The 20,605-nt window shown below is 61.2% G+C and carries 18 protein-coding genes; 11 read left to right on the forward strand and 7 right to left on the reverse strand.

The features are described from left to right. Positions 1-4: 4 nt before the first annotated feature. Positions 5-1,618: a GMC family oxidoreductase gene (locus ACGYLD_RS05540; RefSeq protein ID WP_276153758.1), complete on the reverse strand. Its 1,614-nt coding sequence runs from the start codon at positions 1,616-1,618 to the stop codon at positions 5-7. Positions 1,619-1,841: 223 nt separating this feature from the next. Next, positions 1,842-2,051, reverse strand: coding sequence for a hypothetical protein (locus ACGYLD_RS05545; protein WP_271692582.1), 210 nt, complete (start codon positions 2,049-2,051; stop codon positions 1,842-1,844). On the opposite strand from ACGYLD_RS05545, the gene ACGYLD_RS05550 reads away from it, so the two are divergent. From ACGYLD_RS05550 to ACGYLD_RS05560, 3 genes are all read left to right on the forward strand, one after another. Continuing rightward, positions 2,046-5,099 carry a CHASE domain-containing protein gene (locus ACGYLD_RS05550; protein ID WP_271692583.1) on the forward strand — a complete coding sequence of 1,018 codons (3,054 nt, stop codon included), beginning with the start codon at positions 2,046-2,048 and terminating at the stop codon, positions 5,097-5,099. The two genes, ACGYLD_RS05545 and ACGYLD_RS05550, sit on opposite strands and share 6 nt — an antisense overlap. 366 nt (positions 5,100-5,465) lie before the next feature. Then, positions 5,466-6,905 (forward strand): PAS domain-containing sensor histidine kinase, encoded by a 1,440-nt coding sequence (locus ACGYLD_RS05555; RefSeq protein ID WP_271692584.1) that lies wholly within the window; start codon positions 5,466-5,468, stop codon positions 6,903-6,905. Positions 6,906-6,917: 12 nt separating this feature from the next. Then, on the forward strand, positions 6,918-7,289 hold the full coding sequence (locus ACGYLD_RS05560; RefSeq protein ID WP_067261066.1) for a response regulator: 372 nt from the start codon (positions 6,918-6,920) through the stop codon (positions 7,287-7,289). Positions 7,290-7,378: 89 nt separating this feature from the next. On the opposite strand, the gene ACGYLD_RS05565 is transcribed toward ACGYLD_RS05560, so the two are convergent. The 5 genes from ACGYLD_RS05565 to ACGYLD_RS05585 form a co-directional block, all read right to left on the reverse strand. Beyond that, positions 7,379-7,738 (reverse strand): Hpt domain-containing protein, encoded by a 360-nt coding sequence (locus tag ACGYLD_RS05565; RefSeq protein ID WP_394401574.1) that lies wholly within the window; start codon positions 7,736-7,738, stop codon positions 7,379-7,381. Next, on the reverse strand, positions 7,735-8,706 hold the full coding sequence (locus ACGYLD_RS05570; RefSeq protein ID WP_168612990.1) for a PleD family two-component system response regulator: 972 nt from the start codon (positions 8,704-8,706) through the stop codon (positions 7,735-7,737). Before ACGYLD_RS05570 ends, ACGYLD_RS05565 begins: the two co-directional genes overlap by 4 nt. 289 nt (positions 8,707-8,995) lie before the next feature. Beyond that, the gene (locus tag ACGYLD_RS05575) at positions 8,996-10,366 is read right to left on the reverse strand and encodes an aspartate aminotransferase family protein (RefSeq protein WP_271692586.1); all 1,371 of its coding nucleotides are present in this window, start codon (positions 10,364-10,366) and stop codon (positions 8,996-8,998) included. Between the two features lie 48 nt (positions 10,367-10,414). Next, on the reverse strand, positions 10,415-11,899 hold the full coding sequence (locus tag ACGYLD_RS05580) for an NAD-dependent succinate-semialdehyde dehydrogenase (protein WP_271692587.1): 1,485 nt from the start codon (positions 11,897-11,899) through the stop codon (positions 10,415-10,417). Between the two features lie 128 nt (positions 11,900-12,027). Continuing rightward, positions 12,028-12,540, reverse strand: coding sequence for an Lrp/AsnC family transcriptional regulator (locus tag ACGYLD_RS05585; RefSeq protein ID WP_394398019.1), 513 nt, complete (start codon positions 12,538-12,540; stop codon positions 12,028-12,030). On the opposite strand from ACGYLD_RS05585, the gene ACGYLD_RS05590 reads away from it, so the two are divergent. The 8 genes from ACGYLD_RS05590 (at position 12,539) to doeB (ending at position 20,600) form a co-directional block, all read left to right on the forward strand. After that, entirely contained in the window at positions 12,539-13,960 is a 1,422-nt protein-coding gene (locus tag ACGYLD_RS05590; protein WP_271692588.1) for a PLP-dependent aminotransferase family protein, read from the forward strand. The two genes, ACGYLD_RS05585 and ACGYLD_RS05590, sit on opposite strands and share 2 nt — an antisense overlap. Before the next feature lie 137 nt (positions 13,961-14,097). Next, on the forward strand, positions 14,098-15,108 hold the full coding sequence (dctP, locus tag ACGYLD_RS05595) for a TRAP transporter substrate-binding protein DctP (protein ID WP_271692589.1): 1,011 nt from the start codon (positions 14,098-14,100) through the stop codon (positions 15,106-15,108). Between the two features lie 73 nt (positions 15,109-15,181). After that, positions 15,182-15,820, forward strand: coding sequence for a TRAP transporter small permease (locus ACGYLD_RS05600; RefSeq protein WP_197470835.1), 639 nt, complete (start codon positions 15,182-15,184; stop codon positions 15,818-15,820). Positions 15,821-15,823: 3 nt separating this feature from the next. Next, positions 15,824-17,110: a TRAP transporter large permease gene (locus tag ACGYLD_RS05605; protein WP_067262546.1), complete on the forward strand. Its 1,287-nt coding sequence runs from the start codon at positions 15,824-15,826 to the stop codon at positions 17,108-17,110. 12 nt (positions 17,111-17,122) lie between these two features. Next, entirely contained in the window at positions 17,123-17,563 is a 441-nt protein-coding gene (locus ACGYLD_RS05610; RefSeq protein WP_067262549.1) for a universal stress protein, read from the forward strand. 17 nt (positions 17,564-17,580) lie between these two features. Then, positions 17,581-18,372 carry an aspartate/glutamate racemase family protein gene (locus ACGYLD_RS05615; protein ID WP_067262551.1) on the forward strand — a complete coding sequence of 264 codons (792 nt, stop codon included), beginning with the start codon at positions 17,581-17,583 and terminating at the stop codon, positions 18,370-18,372. A gap of 60 nt (positions 18,373-18,432) precedes the next feature. Further along, positions 18,433-19,614 carry an ectoine hydrolase DoeA gene (gene doeA / locus ACGYLD_RS05620; protein WP_394401580.1) on the forward strand — a complete coding sequence of 394 codons (1,182 nt, stop codon included), beginning with the start codon at positions 18,433-18,435 and terminating at the stop codon, positions 19,612-19,614. Next, positions 19,611-20,600 (forward strand): N(2)-acetyl-L-2,4-diaminobutanoate deacetylase DoeB, encoded by a 990-nt coding sequence (doeB, locus tag ACGYLD_RS05625; RefSeq protein WP_394401583.1) that lies wholly within the window; start codon positions 19,611-19,613, stop codon positions 20,598-20,600. The genes doeA and doeB overlap by 4 nt, the downstream gene beginning before the upstream one ends. Positions 20,601-20,605 lie beyond the last annotated feature (5 nt).

A 20,605-nucleotide genomic window follows, 5' to 3' on the forward strand; every position in this document is an offset into this window, starting at 1 on the left:
CCGCCTACCGCCCCGCCAGAATGGCATCAGCGGCCTTTTCGGCGATCATCACCGTCGGCGACGCCGTGTTGCCCGAGACGATCTTGGGCATGATCGACGCGTCCACCACCCGCAGACCGCCTAAGCCATGCACCCGCAGATCGCTATCGACCACCGCCATCGGATCGCTGCCCATCTTGCAGGTGCCGACGGGGTGGAAAATCGTCGTGGCGATGTCGCGCGCCTTGTCGAGCAGGTCTTCATCGCTCTGCACGGCGGGGCCGGGCAGGATTTCCTCGGGCGCATAGGGGTGCAGCGCCTTGGCCGTCATGATGTGACGCGCCTGCTTCATCGCCGTGACCGCCACGCGTTTGTCATTCTCGGCAGAAAGATAGTTCAGCCGGATATCGGGCTGCACCGCGCTGTCGCGGCTGGTGAGATGGCAACTGCCGATGCTTTCGGGCCGCAGGTTACAGACCGAGACGGTGATCGCGGGGAAAGGGTGCAGCGGATCCCCCAGCTTGTCGGTCGACAGGGGTTGCACGTGATACTCCAGATCCGGCGTCTCAAGCGCGGGGTCGGACTTGGTGAACATGCCGAACTGGCTGGGCGCCATCGCCAAGGGACCACTGCGGCGCAGGAGGTATTCCAGCCCCATCCGGCCCTTGTCCCAGATCGAATGGGTCATCGTGTTGAGCGTTTTGGTGTTCTGCACCTTGTAGACAGTGCGGATTTGCAAATGGTCCTGAAGGTTCTCCCCAACGCCGGGCAGATCGTGCAGCGTGTTGATCCCCATGCCGCTCAAAAGGTCACCCTGCCCGATCCCCGACAGCTCAAGGATCTTGGGCGAATTGATCGCCCCCGCCGAAAGCAACACTTCGCCCTCGGCCTCGGCGCGCATCGCGCGGCCTTTATGGGTGAAACGCACGCCAGTCACACGCTTGCCGTCCAAGACCAACCCATCGGTATGCGCATGGGTGATCACCCGCAGGTTGGGGCGCTTCATCGCCGGGCGCAGGAAACCGCGCGCCGTGTTCCAGCGCATGCCGCCCTTCTGGTTCACCTCGAAAAAGCCCGAACCTTCGTTGTCGCCATCGTTGAAATCGGCCCGCGGCTCGATCCCGAACTCCCGCGCGCCGTCTTGCACGGCCTCCAGAATGTCCCACCGCAGGCGCTGCTTGCTGACCTTCCACTCGCCCCCCGCGCGGTGCATCTCGCTGCCGCCCGCATGGTGATCCTCGGATTTCAGGAAATAGGGCAGCACGTCGTCCCAGCTCCACCCGGCATTGCCCAGTTGCCGCCAATGGTCATAGTCCGCCGCCTGCCCGCGCATGTAGATCATGCCGTTCACCGACGAGCAGCCGCCCAGCACCTTGCCCCGCGGATAGGCCAGAGAGCGCCCGTTCAACCCCGCCTCAGGCGCGGTTTTCATCATCCAATCCGTGCGCGGATTGCCGATACAGTAAAGATACCCCACCGGAACCTTTACCCAGTGATAGTTGTCATCCCCCCCGGCTTCGAGCAGCAGAACCCGATTGGCCGGATCGGCGCTGAGACGGTTGGCCAAGACACAGCCCGCGGTGCCCGCACCGACAATGATATAGTCATAGCGGCCCTCTAGCTGCGTTTCGTCGTTCATGGTGCTCTCTCCCGATATTCTGTCCCGCCTCCCCGGCCCGCCATTGGTAGAGCGCGCGGTGACGGGTCACAATCCCTGCCGTAAATCGCGCGGCCTCCCGCGGCTTTTGCCGCAAAGCCACATTCCCCGTGCTTTGCATGCGCGGCGAATCCGTTTGTTGATTTTTTCGACCCATGGGTGAATATGACCGGATTGGACATACCCCTCCCGCGATGCGCGACGTTCATTTCGGGGAAAGATTTTGCCGCCAATTGGTGGCCAGAAACAAAGGCTTGAACTGGTGCGGCGACCCGAATTCATACTCTTTCTCGGATGCCTTGCCATCACCTTTGGGGTGTTCCTCTACAGCAGTCGCAGCAATGATGTCGCCGCCGACCGGGCCTTTGATCGCATCGCCGAGGAAAGCCTGAAAAGCCTTGATGCGCGGATGCATACCTACCTGCAAAGCCTCAATGGCATCGCCGCCTTCATGAACGCCTCGGACGAGGTGACGGCCAGCGATTTCGCGCATTACGTCGATACGCTGGAGATCGACAGCTTCCTGCCCGGCATCAACGGCATCGGCTTTGTTGCCCCAGTCGCCAGAGGCACCGAAGAGGCGTTCATCGAAAAGGTCACCGCCCTGGGGATCGAGGATTTCCGCATTCACCCCGACACCGGCAATGCCGAGAAGATGGTGATCCAGTATATCTACCCCCAAGGGCCGAATGCAGAGGCCGTGGGCCTTGATATCAGCTTTAACGAAGACCGCCGCCGCGCCGCCCTGCGCGCCCGTGAGACGCGAGAGCCGAAGCTGACGCCGCGCATCCTGCTGGTGCAGGACAAGACGCGCCAGCCCGGTTTCCTGCTGCTGCGCCCGGTCTTTGCCGCCGACAACAGCCCGGCGCAGGAGACCGCCGGTTTCATCGGTTGGGTCTATGCGCCATTTGTCGGGGCGAACCTGCTGTCCGGGCTGACCCCAGCTCAGGGAGAGTCCTATGACATTCAAGTCTACGATGGGCTGACCACGGCCCCCGAAAACCGGATTTTTGACAGCACGCCCGAAGGCATCGCCACCGGCCACCACAGCATCACCCAGACCATCGAACGCTTTGGCCGCCCTTGGACCGTTGTCCATGTCAGCACCGCCAGCTTTGACCGCGCCACCCATAGCGCGGTGCCGGAAATCCTGCTGGTCTCTGGCATCCTTCTGGCGATCCTGTTCTTCGTGGCCTTCCGCAGCCTGCGCCAGCGCAGCGCCGCACTGAGCGAGCTTGCCGTGCTGCGCGAACGCCAGATCGACGCCCATGAAGAGGAAAACCGCGCCGTTATCGAGAACGCGGTGACGCCCATCTTCTTGCTCGACAGCAATGACCGGGTGCTCTTTGCCAACCAAGCGGCGCTGGTCTGCTTTGGCTATGGGCATGAAGCGCTCAAGGGGATGGAGTTCGGCGAACTCGTCACCGATCTGGTTGAGGATCACGACCACGAACAGGTCAACGCGGCGGGCAAGACCTGCTTTGGCCAAGACCTCAAACTTGATCTGCAACGCAACAATTGGACCACCCACACCGGCGAACGGCGGGTGACCGCAATCGTGCGTGACCTGACCTCGGAACTGGCGGTGCAGGATGAGCTGGCGCGGAACAAGGCGCTTTATGACCTCGCCCTCGAAGGCGCGCAGATCGGGGTTTTCGACATCGACCTGCGCACCGGCAAATCCGAGGTGTCCGACACATGGCGGCGCATTCTGGGAATGGCGGATTTCGAGCGGCTGCCCGACCCGCAGGGGGAATTCCTCAAACGTGTCCACCCGGATGACCTGCCCCTGCTGACCCAGACTGATCAGGCCTGCATCTCGGGGCAGCAACAACGTTCCGTTACCGAATACCGGCTGAAGATCGGCACCGGTGAGTGGCGCTGGATGCGCTCTGACGCGGTGGTGACCGAACGCGATGAGAACGGCACCGCCCTGCGGATGGTCGGCACCCAAACCGATGTGACCGACATCGTCCACGCCCGCAACGCGCTTGAAACCAGCGAGCGGCGGTTTCGCCAAGTGCTGGCCGCGGCCCCGGTGGGCATGGCGATCTTGGGCGAAGGCGGCGTGTTCAACAGCGTCAACAGCGCGCTTTGCACCCTTTGCGGCTATAGCGAAGAAGAGCTTTTGTCGAACACCAAACTGGGCGATCTGATGCCCGAGGGCGATCTGCAAAAGCTCTACGGTGAGGTGCGCGGGCTGGTCGATTCCCGCAGTTCGCAGACCTATCAGGCCGAATACCGCATCACCCACAAGCTGGGCTATGAACGCTGGGGCCTGTTCAACGTCTCTTGGACCTATGACAAGAACGCCCGCGGCTATGTCTTTATCGTGCAGATCAACGACATCACCGACCAAAAGAAGCTGGAACATATCAAGAGCGAGTTCGTCTCGACCGTCAGCCATGAGCTGCGCACGCCGCTGACCTCGATCAAAGGCGCTTTGGGGCTGATCGACACCACGGACAACAGCCGCTTCCTCCCCGCGCATATCCGGCTGATCGACATCGCCCGCAGCAATGCCGACCGGTTGTCGCATATTGTGAACGACATTCTCGACCTTGAGAAGATTTCATCGGGCGAAGTGCAGTTCGACTTCCATGATGTCGACCTGAACAAGGTGATCACCGACTCGGTCAACGAAATGTCGCCCTTTGCGATCACCCATAACAACACCTTGGGCCTGCAACTGCCCGACAAGCCGCTGACAGTTCGGGTGGATGAAAGCCGCACCCGGCAGGTGCTGGCCAATCTGATTTCGAACGCCTGCAAATACTCCGATGCCGAGAGCGAGGTGCAAATCCGCGCCGAGCGGCTGGGGGACCGGGCCATCGTCTTTATCCAGAACACCGGCCCCGGCGTGCCGGAAAACTTCCGCCCGCGCATCTTTCAGGCTTTCTCGCAGGCTGATGGCTCCGACACCCGCGCCAAGGGCGGCACCGGGCTGGGGCTCAACATCACGCGGCAGATCATCAAACGCCAAGGCGGCACCATCGGGTTTGAAAGCATCCCCAACGGCGTCACCGTCTTTTGGTTCACCTGCCCCATCGCCGAGGCGCAGACCGCGCAAACGCCCGCCACACCCGACGCGGAAGCGGAGGAGCGGGACACTAAGCTGCGCGTGTTGCATATCGAAGACGACATCGACTTTGCCGAGGTGATCCGCACCGGGTTGGACAGCGTGGCAGAGGTGACCAATGTCACCAACCTTGCCCAAGCGCGGAAGTTGATCGGCCAGGATGAACTCGACGTCGTGATCCTTGATTGGTCCCTGCCCGACGGCGATGCACGCTCTTTGCTGGAAGATATCACCCGCCTGCATCCCGCGGCCAAGATCATCAGCCTTTCCGCGGACAACAACCGCGAACCCGACCCCCGCGTGGGGATCAACCTTGTCAAATCACGGAGCGGGATCAGCTCAGTGGTCAACTCAATTACGGGGACAACCGCCCGCGCCTCTTAACCGGCGCACTATAAACCGTGGCATTTCAGCGGAGTGACGCTAAAGTGCGACATGCCATATTATTGCCAATATGCTCTGGCATTTTGATTAAATTACAATGCACAAGTCATGCTATAGTTTTAAGCATGTCCGCTTCGGGGCGAGGAATTCCAAGTGTCGTCAAAGCCATTTACCAAGCGTACCGCCGCCACATTTTTTCTGGGCACTGCCATTTCCAGCAGCTGGTACACCGCAACATCCGCAATTTTCGCGGGCCAAATGGGGGAGGTTATCCCCGTCGTCGGTGCGATCATTCTGGCGGGGCTCACGCCCTTTGCCGCGACCGCATTGCAAGCAAACCCGCAGACTCCGGCCGATAATTCAGATATGGAACAAAGGCTTAAGGCGTTCGACAGCCATGCCATTGTGAATATCGTGGATACAGGCGGGATGCTGGAACAGGTCAACGACCGTTTCATCGAACTGACAGGCTACACCCGCGATCAATTGATCGGCCAGCCTGTGTCGATGCTTTACCAAGAAGAGTTTCGCGAACTTGCCGAAGAGATCCGCGCCACCCTGATGGCAGGCAAGACGTGGCAGGGCGAAACCCCGCTGCGCTGCGCCGATGGTCGGGTGATCCAGACGCAGTGCACCGTGATGCCACTTTTCGACAAAAAGGGCGCTTGGGCCGGGTCGATCTCGGCCCGTACCGATGTGACCCATGCCAACGAACTTTTGGCCGAACGCGACACGGCGGAAACGCTTTATGAGTTGCGCGATGACATCTGGATCGTCGACGCTGATACAGAGCGGTTCAGCTATATGAACCGCGTCGCCATGAGCCGCACTGGCTGGAGCAAGGACAGCTACCGCACGCAAACGCTCGAAACCCTGACCGAGGAAAGCGACAGCCCGGCCCTGTTGGACGCCTGCCGCGCGCTGAAAAAGTCGGGCAAAGCGATGACGCAGTTCGACACGCAACTGTTTGGCAACCATTTCCAAGTTACGATCAAGCTGCTGCCCACCGGTGGGGCGACGGGGCGGTTCCTGATCATGCTGCATGACATTTCGGATATCATCAACGAAGAGCGGATGAAGTCAGAGTTCATCTCGATGGTCAGTCACGAGCTACGCTCGCCCCTGACCTCGATCAAAGGCTCCATGGGGCTGCTTTTGTCGCGGGCGGCGGGCGAATTGCCCAGCAAGGCGCGTGCCTTGCTGGAGATCTCTCACCGCAACGCCGACCGGCTTGTGCTGATTATCAACGACATCCTCGATCTTGAGAAAATTGCCAACGGGCGGCTGGAATTCAATCTTGAGGAAGTCGACATCGCGGAACTTCTGCACGAGACCAGCGCCGCCAATGCCTCACTGGAGCAGCGCCATGGCGTGCGCATTCAGGTCGAAGGGACGGAGGACTTGAACAAGGTCACCACGGACCCGAACCGGGTCATTCAGGTGCTGACGAACTTCCTGTCGAACGCGGCCAAATTTTCCAAACCTGGGGAGCGTGTGACCATCCGCGCCGAAGAGAATGACGACGAATTGCGCATCTCCGTGGCGGACCGTGGCCCCGGCATTCCGGCTTCCGAGCAGCACAAGGTGTTCCAGCGGTTTGCCGATCTGTCCAATTCCAACCGGGCCGATAAAGGCGGCACCGGGCTGGGCCTTAGCGTTTGCAAAGCCATCGTCGAGAATCTCGGCGGTAAAATAGGTTTTGACAGCCGTGAGGGATTTGGTACGACATTTTACTTTACCCTGCCGAAGAAAAATTCTCAGGTAGCGGCAGAGGAACCGGCTGCGTTGCTGCGCGAAGCCTCCTAGAGAGAGTATGGAATGATCAAACTGCTGCACGTCGAGGATGACGCCGATATTCGTGAAATCGCGCTGATGGCGCTTGAGCTGAGCGGCGATTTCGACGTCGTCCAATGCGAGACCGGGGAAGCGGCGCTGAATCAGGTTCAGTCCTACACGCCCGATGTGATCCTGCTCGATATGATGATGCCCGGCATGACCGGTCGCCAGACGCTTGAGAAGATGCGCGAGATGGAGAGCCTGCGCGACGTGCCCGCGATCTTCATGACCGCCCGCGCCCAGCATAATGAGATCGAAGAGCTTCGTGATCTGGGGGCGGCTGACGTGATCAGCAAACCCTTCGATCCGATCTCGCTGGCGGATCAGGTCAAGGCGGCAATGCAAGCAGGCTGAGCCGACTTGCCTTTGACCTGCCCTTGCGGGCGGGTTTGCGGTAAATTGTCAGTAAGTTTTGGACCGGCTCAATACCGGTGGCCGCGCCCTTAGGCGTGGGCGTCGATTTCCTGCCGGCAATAGGCGACGAACCCATCCAGTTCCGAGATGATCTCGATCGGGCAATCGGCGTGGTTGGCGCGCGGCCCGGCCAGATGCTCGACAATCTGCGTTTCGCATTTGCGTGCCAGACGGCCCAGCTCTTCGAAGCCGAGCGACCCGGCGCTGCCCGCGATCTGGTGCAGAATGGCCTGCGCGCTGGCCAGATTGCTTTTGATTTCGTCTACGGTGGTCCCGTCCCAGGCGGCCAACCCATGGGTTGCGATCACCGTCTGACGCTCGTCCAGCATTTCGACAAAGCGCTGCCTGATGCGCTCTATGCCGGGAAGTTCCGCTAACATTTTAGTCATGCTTGTTGATCATTCTGCCAAAAATCATTGAGCGATCTCGTATGCGCCTCACTGGCGGCTTCTGCACTTGCATGGGCCTGCGCCAGCGCATCCATGACGGAATTGCCACTTTTCCAGATCAGCCGCACGGCCTCTCCCGCGCTGACACGCGGGTGAACACGCTCGCCATTATTGTCGAACAATTCGGTTTGAGACAACTCAAAGTTAACCGCATCCATCAAACCGCCCATATTCGGGCGCCAGCCGCTCTCCGTGACACATACGAAAGTGCCATTGCCCGCGTAGGACATCAGCACCTGATGATCGACGAGCGTATCGGACAGGATTTCGGCCACATCGGAGACAAGGCTATAGAACTCGAAAGAGGTCATCGTCGCGTGGAAAGCATCGACCTCGCGGATAGTGAAGGCGAAGGCGGTGGAGCCGAAAAGCGCGCTGCGCGACAGTTGGGCGACGTAGTTCTCCATCGCGGTATAGTCGATCACATTGTCCACGTCATAGATCGGGACCGGCTCGAACAGCTCCATATGCGTCGCCTGATCGGCGATGGTCTTGGCGGCAAAGATCTTTTTGGTCCGCTGCTGACGTTCTTTCACCATGCCTTCGACCAGCCCGATGCGGGCCTTGAGTTCGGCAATCTCGAAAGGCTTGGTCACATAGTCGGTCGCCCCGGCTGCAAAGGCCGCGTCGATATAGCGCTTGTCGGACATCGCGGTGAGCATCAAGATCGGCGTATCGGCATGGCGCGCCGAATTGCGGATGTGCTGCGCCAGTTCGATCCCATCCATGCCCGGCATCTGAATATCAAGCATGAAGCAATCAATCGGCCCGAGATTGGGATCGCCCAACATATCAACCGCATGCAGAGCCGATGGGGCGGTCGTCAGGTCATGCGCGCCGATGATCTCTACAAATTGCCCAAGCAATTCGAGGATAATCGGATCGTCATCCACCGCCAGAATTCTCATTACATCTCTCCACAGATAAAAATCTTTGGGCCCCAAACTGGACGGACCGCTGCTTTCTTCTAATTTCTCTGGGAACTGTGGCCTAATTTTGGCGAATTCTTAGTAAATAGGCGACAAACCGGGGCACTGTTTCCATATCGGGGGAATCTGGCCCGATAAACGGCCCTGTTTACCGTTTTTTCATTTCTGATCGGTCTAGCTGCGGCACCTCTCGCGGGGTGTGATTCCCTACAATGCAAACGGCCCGACGTTTCCGCCGGGCCGCTCAAGTGTCTCGTAGCTTTAAGCCTTAGCCCAAGGTCGCCTTGATCGCGTCGGCGGTGACCCCTACGACCTTATCCGCTTCTTCGCGGGTCAGGCAGAAGGGCGGCGCGAAACCGATGATGTCGCCTTGGGGCATGGCGCGGGCGATGACACCGGCCTTGACCATATCGCCGACGATGGTCGGCACCACTTTGCGCGCCGGATCGAAGGGCGTGCGGCCATCGCGGTCTTCGACCAGCTCCACGGCGCAGAGCATGCCTTCGCCCCGGATGTCGCCCACCTTGGGGTGATCGCCCAATGCGGCCTTCATCTGCGCGTTCAGATAGCCGCCCACGTCCGAGGCATTCTCGATCAGCTTCAGATCGTCGATCAGCTTGAGGTTCGCGATCCCCGCAGCCGCGCCGATGGGGTGGGCCGAATAGGTCCAGCCGTGGCCGATTGGGCCGTTTTCATCGGTGCCCTGCTCCAGCACCTTCCACATCTTGTCGCCTACGATGGAGCCCGACAGCGGCGCATAGGCCGAGGTCAGCCCCTTGGCGATGGTGATCAGGTCAGGCTTCATCCCGTAGTGATCCGAGCCGAACATCGACCCCAGACGGCCAAAGCCGGTGACGACCTCATCCGCGACCAGCAGGATGTCATGCTTGTTCAGCACCTCTTGCACGGCGGCCCAATAGCCCTCGGGCGGCGGCACGATGCCCCCGGTGCCCAGAACCGGCTCCCCGATGAAGGCGGCGATGGTGTCGGCCCCTTCGCGTTCGATCAGCGCTTCCAACTCGCCCACCAGATGGGCGGTGAACTCTGCCTCGCTCATGTTGGCGTCAGGGCGGCGGTAGTAATAGGGCGCGTCGGTGTGAACCACCTGCGCCAGCGGCAGGTCGAATTTCTTGTGGAACAGCTCCAATCCGGTGAGCGAGCCGGTCACCAGACCCGAGCCGTGATAGCCACGCCAGCGCGAGATGATCTTTTTCTTCTCGGGGCGGCCAAGGATGTTGTTGTAATACCAGATCAGCTTGACGTTCGTCTCATTCGCGTCCGACCCGCCGAGGCCGAAATAGACCTTGCTCATGCCTTCGGGCGCGCGGTCGAGGATCATCTTGGACAGGGTGATGCTCGCCTCAGTGCCATGGCCGACGTAGGAGTGGTAATAGGCCAGTTCATGCGCCTGCTCGGCAATCGCCTCGGCGATCTCGGTGCGGCCATAGCCGACGTTCACGCAGTAGAGGCCCGCGAAAGCGTCGAGCAATTCGTTGCCGTCGCGGTCAGTGATATGGCTGCCCTTGGCGGTCTTGATCACACGGGTCGGGCTTTCGCCGCGGGCGTGCTGGGCCAGATGGGTGGAGGGGTGAAAGAAATTCTCACGGTCCCATTGTTCGAGCATATCGTTCTTCAGCATTGGTCTTTCCTTTCTTCCGGCGCGGCTTTGCGCCGTATCTTTCAAATCTTAGGCCCAGTCACGGCAGACGTATTTGACTTCCGTAAAGGCTTCGAGCCCCAGCCGCGATCCCTCGCGCCCGATCCCCGATTGTTTCGTGCCGCCAAAGGGGATCGGCGCGCCGGTCACCTTGGTGCGGTTCACCGCCACCATGCCGAAACATAGCGCCCGGCTGGCGCGGTAGATACGGCGGGGGTCTTGGCTGTGGACATAGGCCACCAAGCCATACTCCGTGTCATTGGCCCGCTGGATCGCCTCATCCTCGCTGTCGAAGGCCGCAATGGCGGCCACGGGGCCAAAGGTTTCCTCGCGCATGATCAGCGCGTCCGCAGGCACATCCGCCAGCACCGTCGGCTCGAAGAACAGCGGCCCCGCCGCGTGACGCTTGCCACCACAAAGCAGCCGCGCCCCACGGTCAAGCGCATCTTTGACGTGTTCCTCCTGTTTGGCCACGGCCTTTTCGTTCATCAACGGGCCGATGTCGGGGTCATCCGCGCCGTTGCCCACGGTGAGCGCTTCGGTCGCGGCGGTGAACCGCGCGCAGAAGGTGGCATAGCTGTCGCGGGCAATGAAGAAGCGGTTCGCGCCGAGGCAGTCCTGACCGGAGGTGGCGAACTTAGCCTTGATCGCCTCTTCGACGGCGCGGTCCATATCGGCATCATCGAACATGATGAAAGGTGCATGGCCGCCGAGCTCCAGCACTAGACGTTTCACGCTGTCCGATGCCTGACGGTACAGGAGCTTGCCGATCTCGGTGGAGCCGGTGAAAGAGATGGCCCGCACGCGGGTGTCTTCCATCCACGGTTTCACGATCTCGGGCGCCTCCCCGGTGACGACGTTGAACACCCCCTTGGGCAGCCCTGCCTGTTCGCCCAATTCGGCCAGCGCCAGCGCCGAGAAGGGCGTCTCTGCCGAAGGATGCGCCACCACGGTGCAGCCTGCAGCAAGCGCCGCGCCCGCCTTGCGGGTCAGCATGGCAGATGGGAAGTTCCACGGCGTGATCAGCGCGGCCACGCCCACCGGCTCGCGCCAGATTTCCACCTCGGCATCCGGCAAATGCGAGGTGACGCCTTCGATGTTCGGGCGGCGGGCCTCTTCGGAATAGAACTCAAAGAAAGAGGCGGCATAGTCGATCTCGCCGCGCGACTCGGAGATGGGTTTGCCCTGTTCGGCGGTCATGATCCGCGCCAGATCCTCGCGGTTCTCCAGCATCAGGTCGCGCCAGCGCCGCAGGATCGCGCCGCGCTCTTGCGGCAGAAGGCCCGACCAATGGGGAAAGGCAGCATGGGCGGCATCCACCGCGCCGCGGCTGTCCTCGGCGCTAAGCTTGGCCACCGCGCCCAGCACCGCGCCGCTGGCCGGATCGGCCACGTTGAAATCATCGCTCTGCGCCCCCGCGACCCATGCGCCATCGACATAGGCAAAGTGGCGGGCCAGCGCGCCCCGCGTCAACGCGGGCAGACCATCGGTGGGGGTTGGGATCATCTTGGTCATTGGGCACCTCCTTGGGATGAATTGCCCCGAAGGTAAGGCAGGATGCGGCGCGGGTTTGTCCGAATATCAGCCGATCGGCAGGAGGTTTTGCGGCGCAGCCCCCGGCCCGCCGGAAAAACTACGGCGGCTCAGCTTTCGCCCTCGGGCAGCAGCAGCGACAGCGGCAACGGTGCCGATTTAACCGATTTGGTGACGACATAGGTAAAGTAGCGGCTCAGCCCGGCCTGCTGATCCAACAGCGCGTCCATCAGACGTTGATAGCTGTCGATATCGCGGGTGACGACCTGTAGCAGATAGTCAAAACCGCCGCCCAAGGCCCAGCACTGGACGATCTCATCATGCTGCGCGATCACGGCCTCGAACCGCTGGAATGCCTCGGCCCGGTGATTGCCCAATTCGGCCTGCACAAAGACGGTGACATGCGGCGCGATGCGGCGCAGGGCGACATGGGCCTGATAGCCGGTGATGATGCCCGCAGCCTCCAGCCGCGAGAGCCGTTCGCCGCAGGCGGTGGCGCTCAGGTTGACTTTGTCGGCAAGCGCGGATTTGGCGATGCGCCCCTCGCGAGAGAGGATCGACAGCACCGCGATATCGCGCTTATCGAGTTTGACAAAGCTCATATCCGCTTCATGCGAGCGCATGCCGGACTTGTCAATTGTCATGATTGTGGTGATCATCCAGATCATGACAAAATGGCGCCCAGACCCCGGATCCCTGACCCGCCCTGCCTATCGTTCACTCGTTCAGGCGATTGAAACGGCGATACAGAACGGCGTGCTCAAACCCGGAGACCGCCTGCCGACGCAGCGCCAGATGGCCTTTGACCTGTCGCTCAGCGTGCAGACCGTCAGCCGCGCCTATGACAAGCTGGTTGAGGCGGGCAAGATCGTCGGTGAGGTGGGGCGCGGCACTTTCGTGCGCGCGGCGAGCGATGAGATCTCCATGCCCTTCGTCAGCCGCAAGGCCGCCGGGCGGCTGTTGGATATGTCGATCCTGAAACCTGTGCTGGATCACGCCCATGAAGAGGCGATGCAAAAGACGCTCCGCGCCATGGCCCGCTCCCTGCCCCGCGCGATGATGGGCGGGTTTCGCCAAGACCTCCGCGCCGGTGACAGCAGCAGCGCGGTGCGGCGCTGGCTTTCACTCTGCGGTCTGGATCTGGAGGGGATGGCGGTGATCCCCACCAACGGCAGCACCAGCGCCATGACCGTGGCGATGATGACGGCGGCCCAACCGGGCGATCTGATCGTCAGCGAAGACATCGGCCACCACACCCTGCGCCCCCTCGCCCGTTTTTTGGGCATCCGCCTGCAAGGGGTGACCGTCGACGCGGGCGGCATCTGCCCAGAAGCGCTGGAGCGGATCTGCGCGAAAGAGCCGGTGAAGGCCGTCTATCTGATCCCCAATGGCGCCAATCCGCTGGCCTTTACCATGACGGAAAGCCGCCGCGCCGCGGTGATCGAGGTGGCACGACGCCATGACCTGCTGATCATCGAAAACCAGTCATGGGGGCCGTTGCAAGACGCGCCGCCGCCACCGATGGCGGCCATGGCCCCGGAACGGGTGCTCTATTTCACCAGCCTCACGAAATGCCTGCTGCCGGGGCTGCGGGTCGGCTATCTGGTGGTGCCGGATCACCTTGGAGCCTCGGCGGCCAACCGGCATATGGTGACCAGTTGGATGGCCACCAATATGATGACCGAGATCGCCGGCCGCTGGATCGAAGAAGGCACCGCCGAAACCCTGCTCAACCGTCAGCAATTGGCCCTGCGCGACCGCGCCGATTTCGCCGCCAATGTGTTTCGCGGCCTCGACATGCGGACCAGTTCGAACGGGCTGCACCTCTGGCTGCCTTGTCATGATATTTACGAAGAGGCCGAACTGGTCAAATCCATCCGCGAAAGCGGGGTCGCCGTGGCCAATGGGGCCAGTTTCGCCATCGGCCCACCAGACCGCCACCCGGGGCTTCGCGTCTCGATCGGGGGGCAATCCTTTCCCGAATTCGCCCGGGGGATTCGCATGATCGATGCAAGATTACGCAACAGGGGTGGGGCGGAATGACTGTGAGAGCGTCTCAAATTGTCATGGATCAATATTCACATTGACATGATTGGGATCGGTTTAAATGATCTAGCAGTCAGGACATTAGTTTCGCTGCGGCCTTTGTGCTGCGCGGGCAATAAATGAAAGGGAGACAGATGGCTAATTTCAAGACCGTTATCACCGGGGGTATCCTCGCAGCCGTGACAAGCGTCGCAGGCGCGGCCTCCGCCGACACATGGCGCTATGCATTTGAAGAGGCACTGGACGAGGTGCAGGGCAAATACGCCCAGAAATTCAAGGAAGAAGTCGAAGCGAACTCCGACCACGAAGTGCAGCTTTTCCCCTATGGCACCTTGGGTGAATCCGTTGACACGATGGAACAGGCGCAGGCCGGTATCCTTCAGTTCGTGGACCAATCCCCCGGCTTCACTGGCGCGCTGATCCCCGAGGCGCAGGTCTTCTTCGTGCCCTACCTGCTGCCGCAGGACGACGAGGAACTGTTCGAGTTCTTCCGCACCTCCAAGGCCATCAACGAAATGTTCCCCGAGCTTTATGCAGAGCAAGGTCTGGAACTGCTCAAGATGTTCCCCGAGGGTGACGTTTGCATGACCACACAAGAGCCGGTCAAAACGCCCGAAGACCTCAACGAGGTCAAGTTCCGCGTCATGACCAACCCGCTCTTGGTCGAAAGCTACAAAGCCTTCGGCGCGACCCCGACACCGCTGCCATGGGGCGAAGTCTATGGCGCGATGCAGACCGGCATCATCCAAGGTCAGGAAAACCCGGGCTTCTATCTGGAATCCACCAAGATGTATGAGGTGACCGAGGTCATCACCTGCATCGGCCACAACAACTTCACCACCGCTGTGATGGCCAACAAGGATTTCTATGATGGCCTGTCCGATGAGGACAAAGAGATTGTGCAGAACGCTTCTGACGCGGCATTCGAATACATCCTCGAATACCAGTCCGGCCTGCAGGAAAAGTCGCTGGATAACATCGCCAAGGCGAAGCCCGACATGCAGATCAACATCCTGTCCGAAGAAGAGCGTCAGCCCTTCAAAGACAAGGCCGCATCGGTCGAAGAAGCCTTCATCGAAATGACTGGCGACAGCGGCAAGGAAATCCTTGACCAATTCAAGGCCGACCTCGAAGCCGTTAAGTAAACGACTTTCTTACCCTCCGGCATCGCCGGGGGGTGACCTTATTTTGACGCGATCCATTTGAACCATCTACGGGATGACGCCGGTGACGGAAGACAACCACAGTTCGCAACTGCAATCGCAGACAGATACCACCGGCACCGATGACGCCCCCGTGGGCACCTATAAATCCACCCTCCCCGGCCCTTTGGGCACGATCGACAATGCAATCAGCTGGCTTGAGTCTGTGATGCTCGCCGCTGGTGTTCTGTTGATGGCCGCCAATACGATCGCCAATGTCGTGGGCCGTTTCGTCTTTCAAAGCTCGATCTTCTTTTCCGAAGAGCTGAATAGCGTCCTGATCATTCTCATCACTTTCGCGGGCATTTCCTATGCCGCGCGGCATGGGCGGCATATCCGCATGTCGGCGATTTTCGACGCTCTGCCCCCGCGCCCGCGCAAAGTGCTGATGATCTTCATCGCCTTCGTCACCGCCGTCTTCATGTTCGGCCTCGCCTGGTACGCCCTGCAATACATCATGACCCAAGCCGGACGCGGCCGCCTGCTGCCCGCGCTGCAAGTGCCGGTCTGGTGGACGCTGGTCTGGGTGCCTTTCGGCTTTTTCATGACCGGGCTGCAATACCTGCTGACCGCGATCAAAAACATCATTGAACCAGATATTTACCTGTCGACCAGCGTTCTCGAAGGCTACGACGACAACGAGCGGGAGGTCTGAGCCATGGCCGTCACCATTTTCTCTGTCATGGTCGTTCTGCTGCTGCTCGGCTTTCCCATGATGATCCCGCTGATCGTGGGGGCTTTCGTCGGTTTCTATTCGCTCTTCGGCGGTTTCGGCCAGCTTGAGACGATGGTGCAGCAGATGATGGCAGGGGTCAGACCCGCCTCACTGATTGCCGTGCCGATGTTTATCTTTGCCGCCGACATCATGACGCGCGGCCAATCCGCCGGGCGGCTGATCGATATGGTGATGTCTTTCGTCGGCCATATGAAGGGCGGTCTCGCGGTCGCCACCGCTGCGGCTTGCACCATGTTCGGCGCGGTCTCGGGCTCCACACAGGCGACGGTCGTCGCCGTTGGCTCCCCGCTGCGGCCCCGGATGCTCAAGGCGGGCTACAAAGACAGTTTCGTGCTGGCGTTGATCGTGAACTCCTCCGACATCGCCTTCCTGATCCCGCCCTCCATCGGGATGATCATCTACGGCGTCGTCTCCAACACGTCGATTGCCGAACTCTTCATCGCGGGCATCGGGCCGGGGCTGCTGATCCTCGCGCTCTTCTCGGTCTATTCCGTGATCTACGCCTACCGCCACAACGTTCCCACCGAGGAAAAAGCGACATGGGGCGAGCGTTTCCGCGCGGTGCGTCAAGCGCTCTGGCCACTGGGCTTCCCGGCGATCATCATCGGCGGCATCTACGGCGGTGTCTTCTCCCCAACCGAAGCGGCAGCGGCCTGCGTGCTCTATGCCATTTTCCTTGAGATGATCGTCTTTCGGGAAATCGACTTTGCCGGCATCTATGAAACCGCGAAATCGACCGGGCTGATTACCGCTGTGGTCTTCATCCTCGTCGCGGCGGGTGCGGCATTCTCTTGGGTAATCTCCTTCGCACAGATTCCTCAAGCGGTGCTGACCGGCATCGGGATCGACAGCATGGGGCCGATTGGCGTGCTCTTCGTGATCTCGGCGGCCTTCTTCATCGGCTGTATGTTCGTGGACCCCATCGTCGTGATCCTCGTCTTCGTGCCGATCTTCGCACCGGTGGTGGACTCGGTCGGCCTCGACCCGGTGCTGGTCGGCACCGTCATCACGTTGCAAGTCGCCATCGGCTCGGCCACGCCGCCCTTCGGCTGTGATATTTTCACCGCCATCGCGGTCTTCAAACGGCCCTATATGGAGGTCATCCGCGGCACCCCGCCCTTCATCATCATGCTGCTGAGCGTCTCGGTTGCCCTGATCTTTTTCCCGCAGATCGCCCTGTTCCTGCGCGATCTGGCCTTTGCGAAATAAGAGGAGAGCGACATGTTCACCCATATCCTCGCCCCCTATGACGGCTCGGTGAATGCGGACCGCGCACTGATGAAGGCGGCAGAGATGGCCAAGCTGACCGGGGCGAAAGTGACGCTTTTGACGATCTACCGGCATCATTCAATGCTGGAGGCGTCGCTCTCGATGGTGCGGGTGAACGATCCGGGCAATATCGACGACGCGATGCAGGCCCATGCGACCGAGATTATCACCCACGGCAAGCAACTGATGAAAGACGCGGGCGTCGAGAATGTCCGCGCCTTCGTCCGCTCTGGCCGCCCCGCGCGGGCGGTGACGGAATTTGCCAAGAAACATGAGGTTGACCTGATCGTCATCGGCTCGCGTGGCCTTGGGGCCACGGGCGACAGCTATCTCTTGGGCTCGGTCTCTCACAAGGTTACGGGGCTCGCGAAATGCCCCGTGCTTGTCGTCTAGGTCAAAGGAATATTCAGGTGACACCCCCTGTGCAAAGCGAAACGCTTGATTGCCGTTTGCGTGAAGATGACCCCGTGCGGCTGGGGGCGATGCTGCTGTCGACCGACATGACCTTTGAACGCGACGCCGCGCGGCTGATCGACCCGGCGCAGGCGGCGCTGCATGTCGCCCGGATCGCCTTTGAGAACCCCACCACCCCCGAACGGCTGCGCGCCATGACCCCCGATATGGCCCGCACGGCGGCCCTACTGGTGCCGGGTATCCAGCTTTCGGCCATCGCTTTTTGCTGCACCTCGGCCTCGGTCGCCATCGGCAACCCGGCCGTGCGCGAGGCGATTGGCGAGGGGCTGCCCGGCGTGCCCGTCATCACCCCCGCCTCTGCCGCCATCGCGGGTTTTGCAGCCCTCGGCGTGACGCGGGTGGCGATGCTGACCCCCTATCTGCCGGAAACCGCCGCGCCGCTGGCCACCTATTTCAACGATCAGGGGCTAGAGGTCATGCGCAACGGGGCCTTCGCACTGGAAGACGACCGCGACATGGCGCGGATCGACGACGAAAGCATCATAAACGGCGCCGCTGCGCTGGATGGCGCGGAAGTAGAGGCATTTTTCCTCTCCTGCACCTCCCTGCGCGGCGTCGACGTGATCGACCGGATCGAAGCACGGCTGGGCAAGCCCGTCGTGACCTCTAACCAAGCGCTGTGCTGGGCGTTGCAGCGGATGGGCGGGCTTTCGGGCCGCCCCGATGGCTATGGCCGTCTGTTCGACTGCGACATGCCAAGCGCCCATGCACAAGGCATCATTCCGTGATCCCGGCCCCTCTGGCCGGATCGCATTATTCGGGTAACCAGACATGAAAGGGGCTGGCCTATGACCACTTATGAGGCGAATTTTACAAACAGCGAGTACCAGCGCCGGGTCGACCGAACGCGCAAGACCATGGCCGCGCGCAATCTCGATGCCATCGTCGTCAGCGATCCGTCGAACATGTCTTGGCTCTCGGGCTATGACGGTTGGTCCTTCTATGTTTACCAAGCAGTGATCCTGACCCATGAGGGGGAGCCGGTCTGGTGGGGCCGCGGCATGGATGCGCTTGGCGCCCGGCGAACGGTCTTCATGGAGGACGACTGCATTCGCGGCTATGACGATACCTACGTCCAGAACCCCGAAAAACACCCGATGGAAGACCTCTCAGCCCTCTTGAGCGAGATGGGGTTGGAGCAGGCGCGCATCGGCGTCGAGATGGATAACTACTATTACTCCGCCCGCGCACATGACACGCTCAAGACCAAACTGCCCAAGGCGACCTTCATGGATGCCACGGCGTTGGTGAACTGGGAACGCGCCGTGAAATCCGAGCGCGAGATCGAATATATGGAACGCGCTGCGCGCATCGTCGAGGAAATGCACGTTCGCATCCTCGAAGTCGCCGTGCCCGGCATGCGCAAGAACGATCTGGTGGCCGAAATCTATGCCACCGGCATTCGCGGCGCACAGGGGTTCTGGGGGGACTATCCGGCCATCGTGCCCATGGCCCCGTCGGGCATGGACGCCACCGCCCCGCATCTAACATGGGACGACCGGCCCATGCAGCCCAATGAGGCGACGTTCTTTGAGATCGCAGGCGCGCATCGGCGCTACCAATGCCCCCAGTCGCGCACGCTGTTCTTTGGCGATGTGCCGCAGAAATACCGCGACGCAGAAAGCGCCGTGCTGGATGCGATTGACGCAGGTCTCGAACAGGCCAAGCCCGGCAACCGGGCCGAGGATATCGCCAATGCCTTCAACGCCACGCTGAACAAGGCAGGATTCGAGAAGGACAGCCGCTGCGGCTATGCCATCGGCATCAGCTACCCGCCCGACTGGGGGGAGCGCACCATCTCTTTCCGCCGTGGCGACAAGACGATCCTAGAGCCCGGTATGACCTTCCATTTTATGCCCGCGCTTTGGCTTGACGATGGCGGGCTTGAGATCACCGAGCCGATCCGCATCACCGAGACCGGCCACGAATGTTTCTGCACCACACCGCGAAAGTTGTTTGTTTCCGCATGACCAGCAATCCGATCACCCCGACCATCCCGCTTGACCAACCCGGCGCGCATCACGGTTTCCTGCGCCTGCCCTACAGCCGCGACGACAGCGCTTGGGGGTCCGTGATGATCCCCATCACCGTCATCAATGGCGGCGACGGCCCCACGGCGCTGCTGACCGGCGGCAACCACGGCGATGAATACGAAGGTCCGATTGCCTTGCAGGAACTGGCCGCCACGCTGGATCCGGCGCAGGTCACCGGTCGCGTCATCATCCTGCCTATGATGAATCAACCCGCCTTCGCCGCAGGCCGCCGCTGCTCGCCCATCGACGGCGGCAATATGAACCGCAGCTTTCCGGGCAACCCGGGCGGCACGGTGACCCAGAAGATCGCGCATTACATCGCCACCGAACTGGTGCCGCTGGCCGATATCGTGCTGGATTACCACTCCGGCGGGCGCACGCTGGATTTCCTGCCCTTCGCCGCCGCGCATATCCTGCCCGACAAGCGGCAGGAGGCCGCTTGCATGGCCGCGATGGAGGCGTTCAACGCGCCCTACTCCATGAAAATGCTAGAGATCGACAACCGCGGCATGTTCGACACCGAGGTCGAGGAGCAGGGTAAGGTTTTTGTCACCACCGAATTGGGGGGCGCGGGCACATCGACGGCCAAGAGCATCGCCGTGGCGCGCAAAGGCGCGCGCAACCTGCTGATTCATGCAGGCATTCTGCAAGGGGAGCCGGAGGTGGCCGAAAGCGTGATGCTCGACATGCCCGACGGGCGCTGTTTCACCTTTAGCGAGACCACGGCCCTGTTGGAGCCGCTGGTCGATCTGGGTGACGCGGTGACCGAGGGTCAGCCCATCGCCCGGCTCTGGCCCAGTGACCGCAGCGGTCAGCCAGCGATCCTCGCCCACGCGCAGCTTAGCGGCATCCTGACCGCCCGGCATGTGCCGGGGCTGGTCAAGATGGGCGATTGCATCGGGGTGGTGGCGCAGGTGGTCTGAGCCAC

The sequence above is a fragment of the Sulfitobacter sp. 1A12056 genome (assembly GCF_043558125.1).
Lineage (GTDB): Bacteria > Pseudomonadota > Alphaproteobacteria > Rhodobacterales > Rhodobacteraceae > Sulfitobacter > Sulfitobacter faviae.

What these genes read in the sequence shown, in the direction of transcription:
- ACGYLD_RS05550 (WP_271692583.1), top strand. Translation starts at nt 2,046, where the DNA reads ATGCATACCTACCTGCAAAGCCTCAATGGCATCGCCGCCTTCATGAAC.
- ACGYLD_RS05545 (WP_271692582.1), bottom strand. Translation starts at nt 2,051, where the DNA reads ATGCATCCGCGCATCAAGGCTTTTCAGGCTTTCCTCGGCGATGCGATC.
- doeB (WP_394401583.1), top strand. Translation starts at nt 19,611, where the DNA reads ATGACCAGCAATCCGATCACCCCGACCATCCCGCTTGACCAACCCGGC.
- ACGYLD_RS05555 (WP_271692584.1), top strand. Translation starts at nt 5,466, where the DNA reads ATGGAACAAAGGCTTAAGGCGTTCGACAGCCATGCCATTGTGAATATC.
- ACGYLD_RS05590 (WP_271692588.1), top strand. Translation starts at nt 12,539, where the DNA reads ATGCCGGACTTGTCAATTGTCATGATTGTGGTGATCATCCAGATCATG.
- ACGYLD_RS05605 (WP_067262546.1), top strand. Translation starts at nt 15,824, where the DNA reads ATGGCCGTCACCATTTTCTCTGTCATGGTCGTTCTGCTGCTGCTCGGC.
- ACGYLD_RS05560 (WP_067261066.1), top strand. Translation starts at nt 6,918, where the DNA reads ATGATCAAACTGCTGCACGTCGAGGATGACGCCGATATTCGTGAAATC.
- doeA (WP_394401580.1), top strand. Translation starts at nt 18,433, where the DNA reads ATGACCACTTATGAGGCGAATTTTACAAACAGCGAGTACCAGCGCCGG.
- ACGYLD_RS05575 (WP_271692586.1), bottom strand. Translation starts at nt 10,366, where the DNA reads ATGCTGAAGAACGATATGCTCGAACAATGGGACCGTGAGAATTTCTTT.
- ACGYLD_RS05570 (WP_168612990.1), bottom strand. Translation starts at nt 8,706, where the DNA reads ATGAGAATTCTGGCGGTGGATGACGATCCGATTATCCTCGAATTGCTT.
- dctP (WP_271692589.1), top strand. Translation starts at nt 14,098, where the DNA reads ATGGCTAATTTCAAGACCGTTATCACCGGGGGTATCCTCGCAGCCGTG.
- ACGYLD_RS05610 (WP_067262549.1), top strand. Translation starts at nt 17,123, where the DNA reads ATGTTCACCCATATCCTCGCCCCCTATGACGGCTCGGTGAATGCGGAC.
- ACGYLD_RS05600 (WP_197470835.1), top strand. Translation starts at nt 15,182, where the DNA reads ATGACGCCGGTGACGGAAGACAACCACAGTTCGCAACTGCAATCGCAG.
- ACGYLD_RS05580 (WP_271692587.1), bottom strand. Translation starts at nt 11,899, where the DNA reads ATGACCAAGATGATCCCAACCCCCACCGATGGTCTGCCCGCGTTGACG.
- ACGYLD_RS05540 (WP_276153758.1), bottom strand. Translation starts at nt 1,618, where the DNA reads ATGAACGACGAAACGCAGCTAGAGGGCCGCTATGACTATATCATTGTC.
- ACGYLD_RS05565 (WP_394401574.1), bottom strand. Translation starts at nt 7,738, where the DNA reads ATGACTAAAATGTTAGCGGAACTTCCCGGCATAGAGCGCATCAGGCAG.
- ACGYLD_RS05585 (WP_394398019.1), bottom strand. Translation starts at nt 12,540, where the DNA reads ATGCGCTCGCATGAAGCGGATATGAGCTTTGTCAAACTCGATAAGCGC.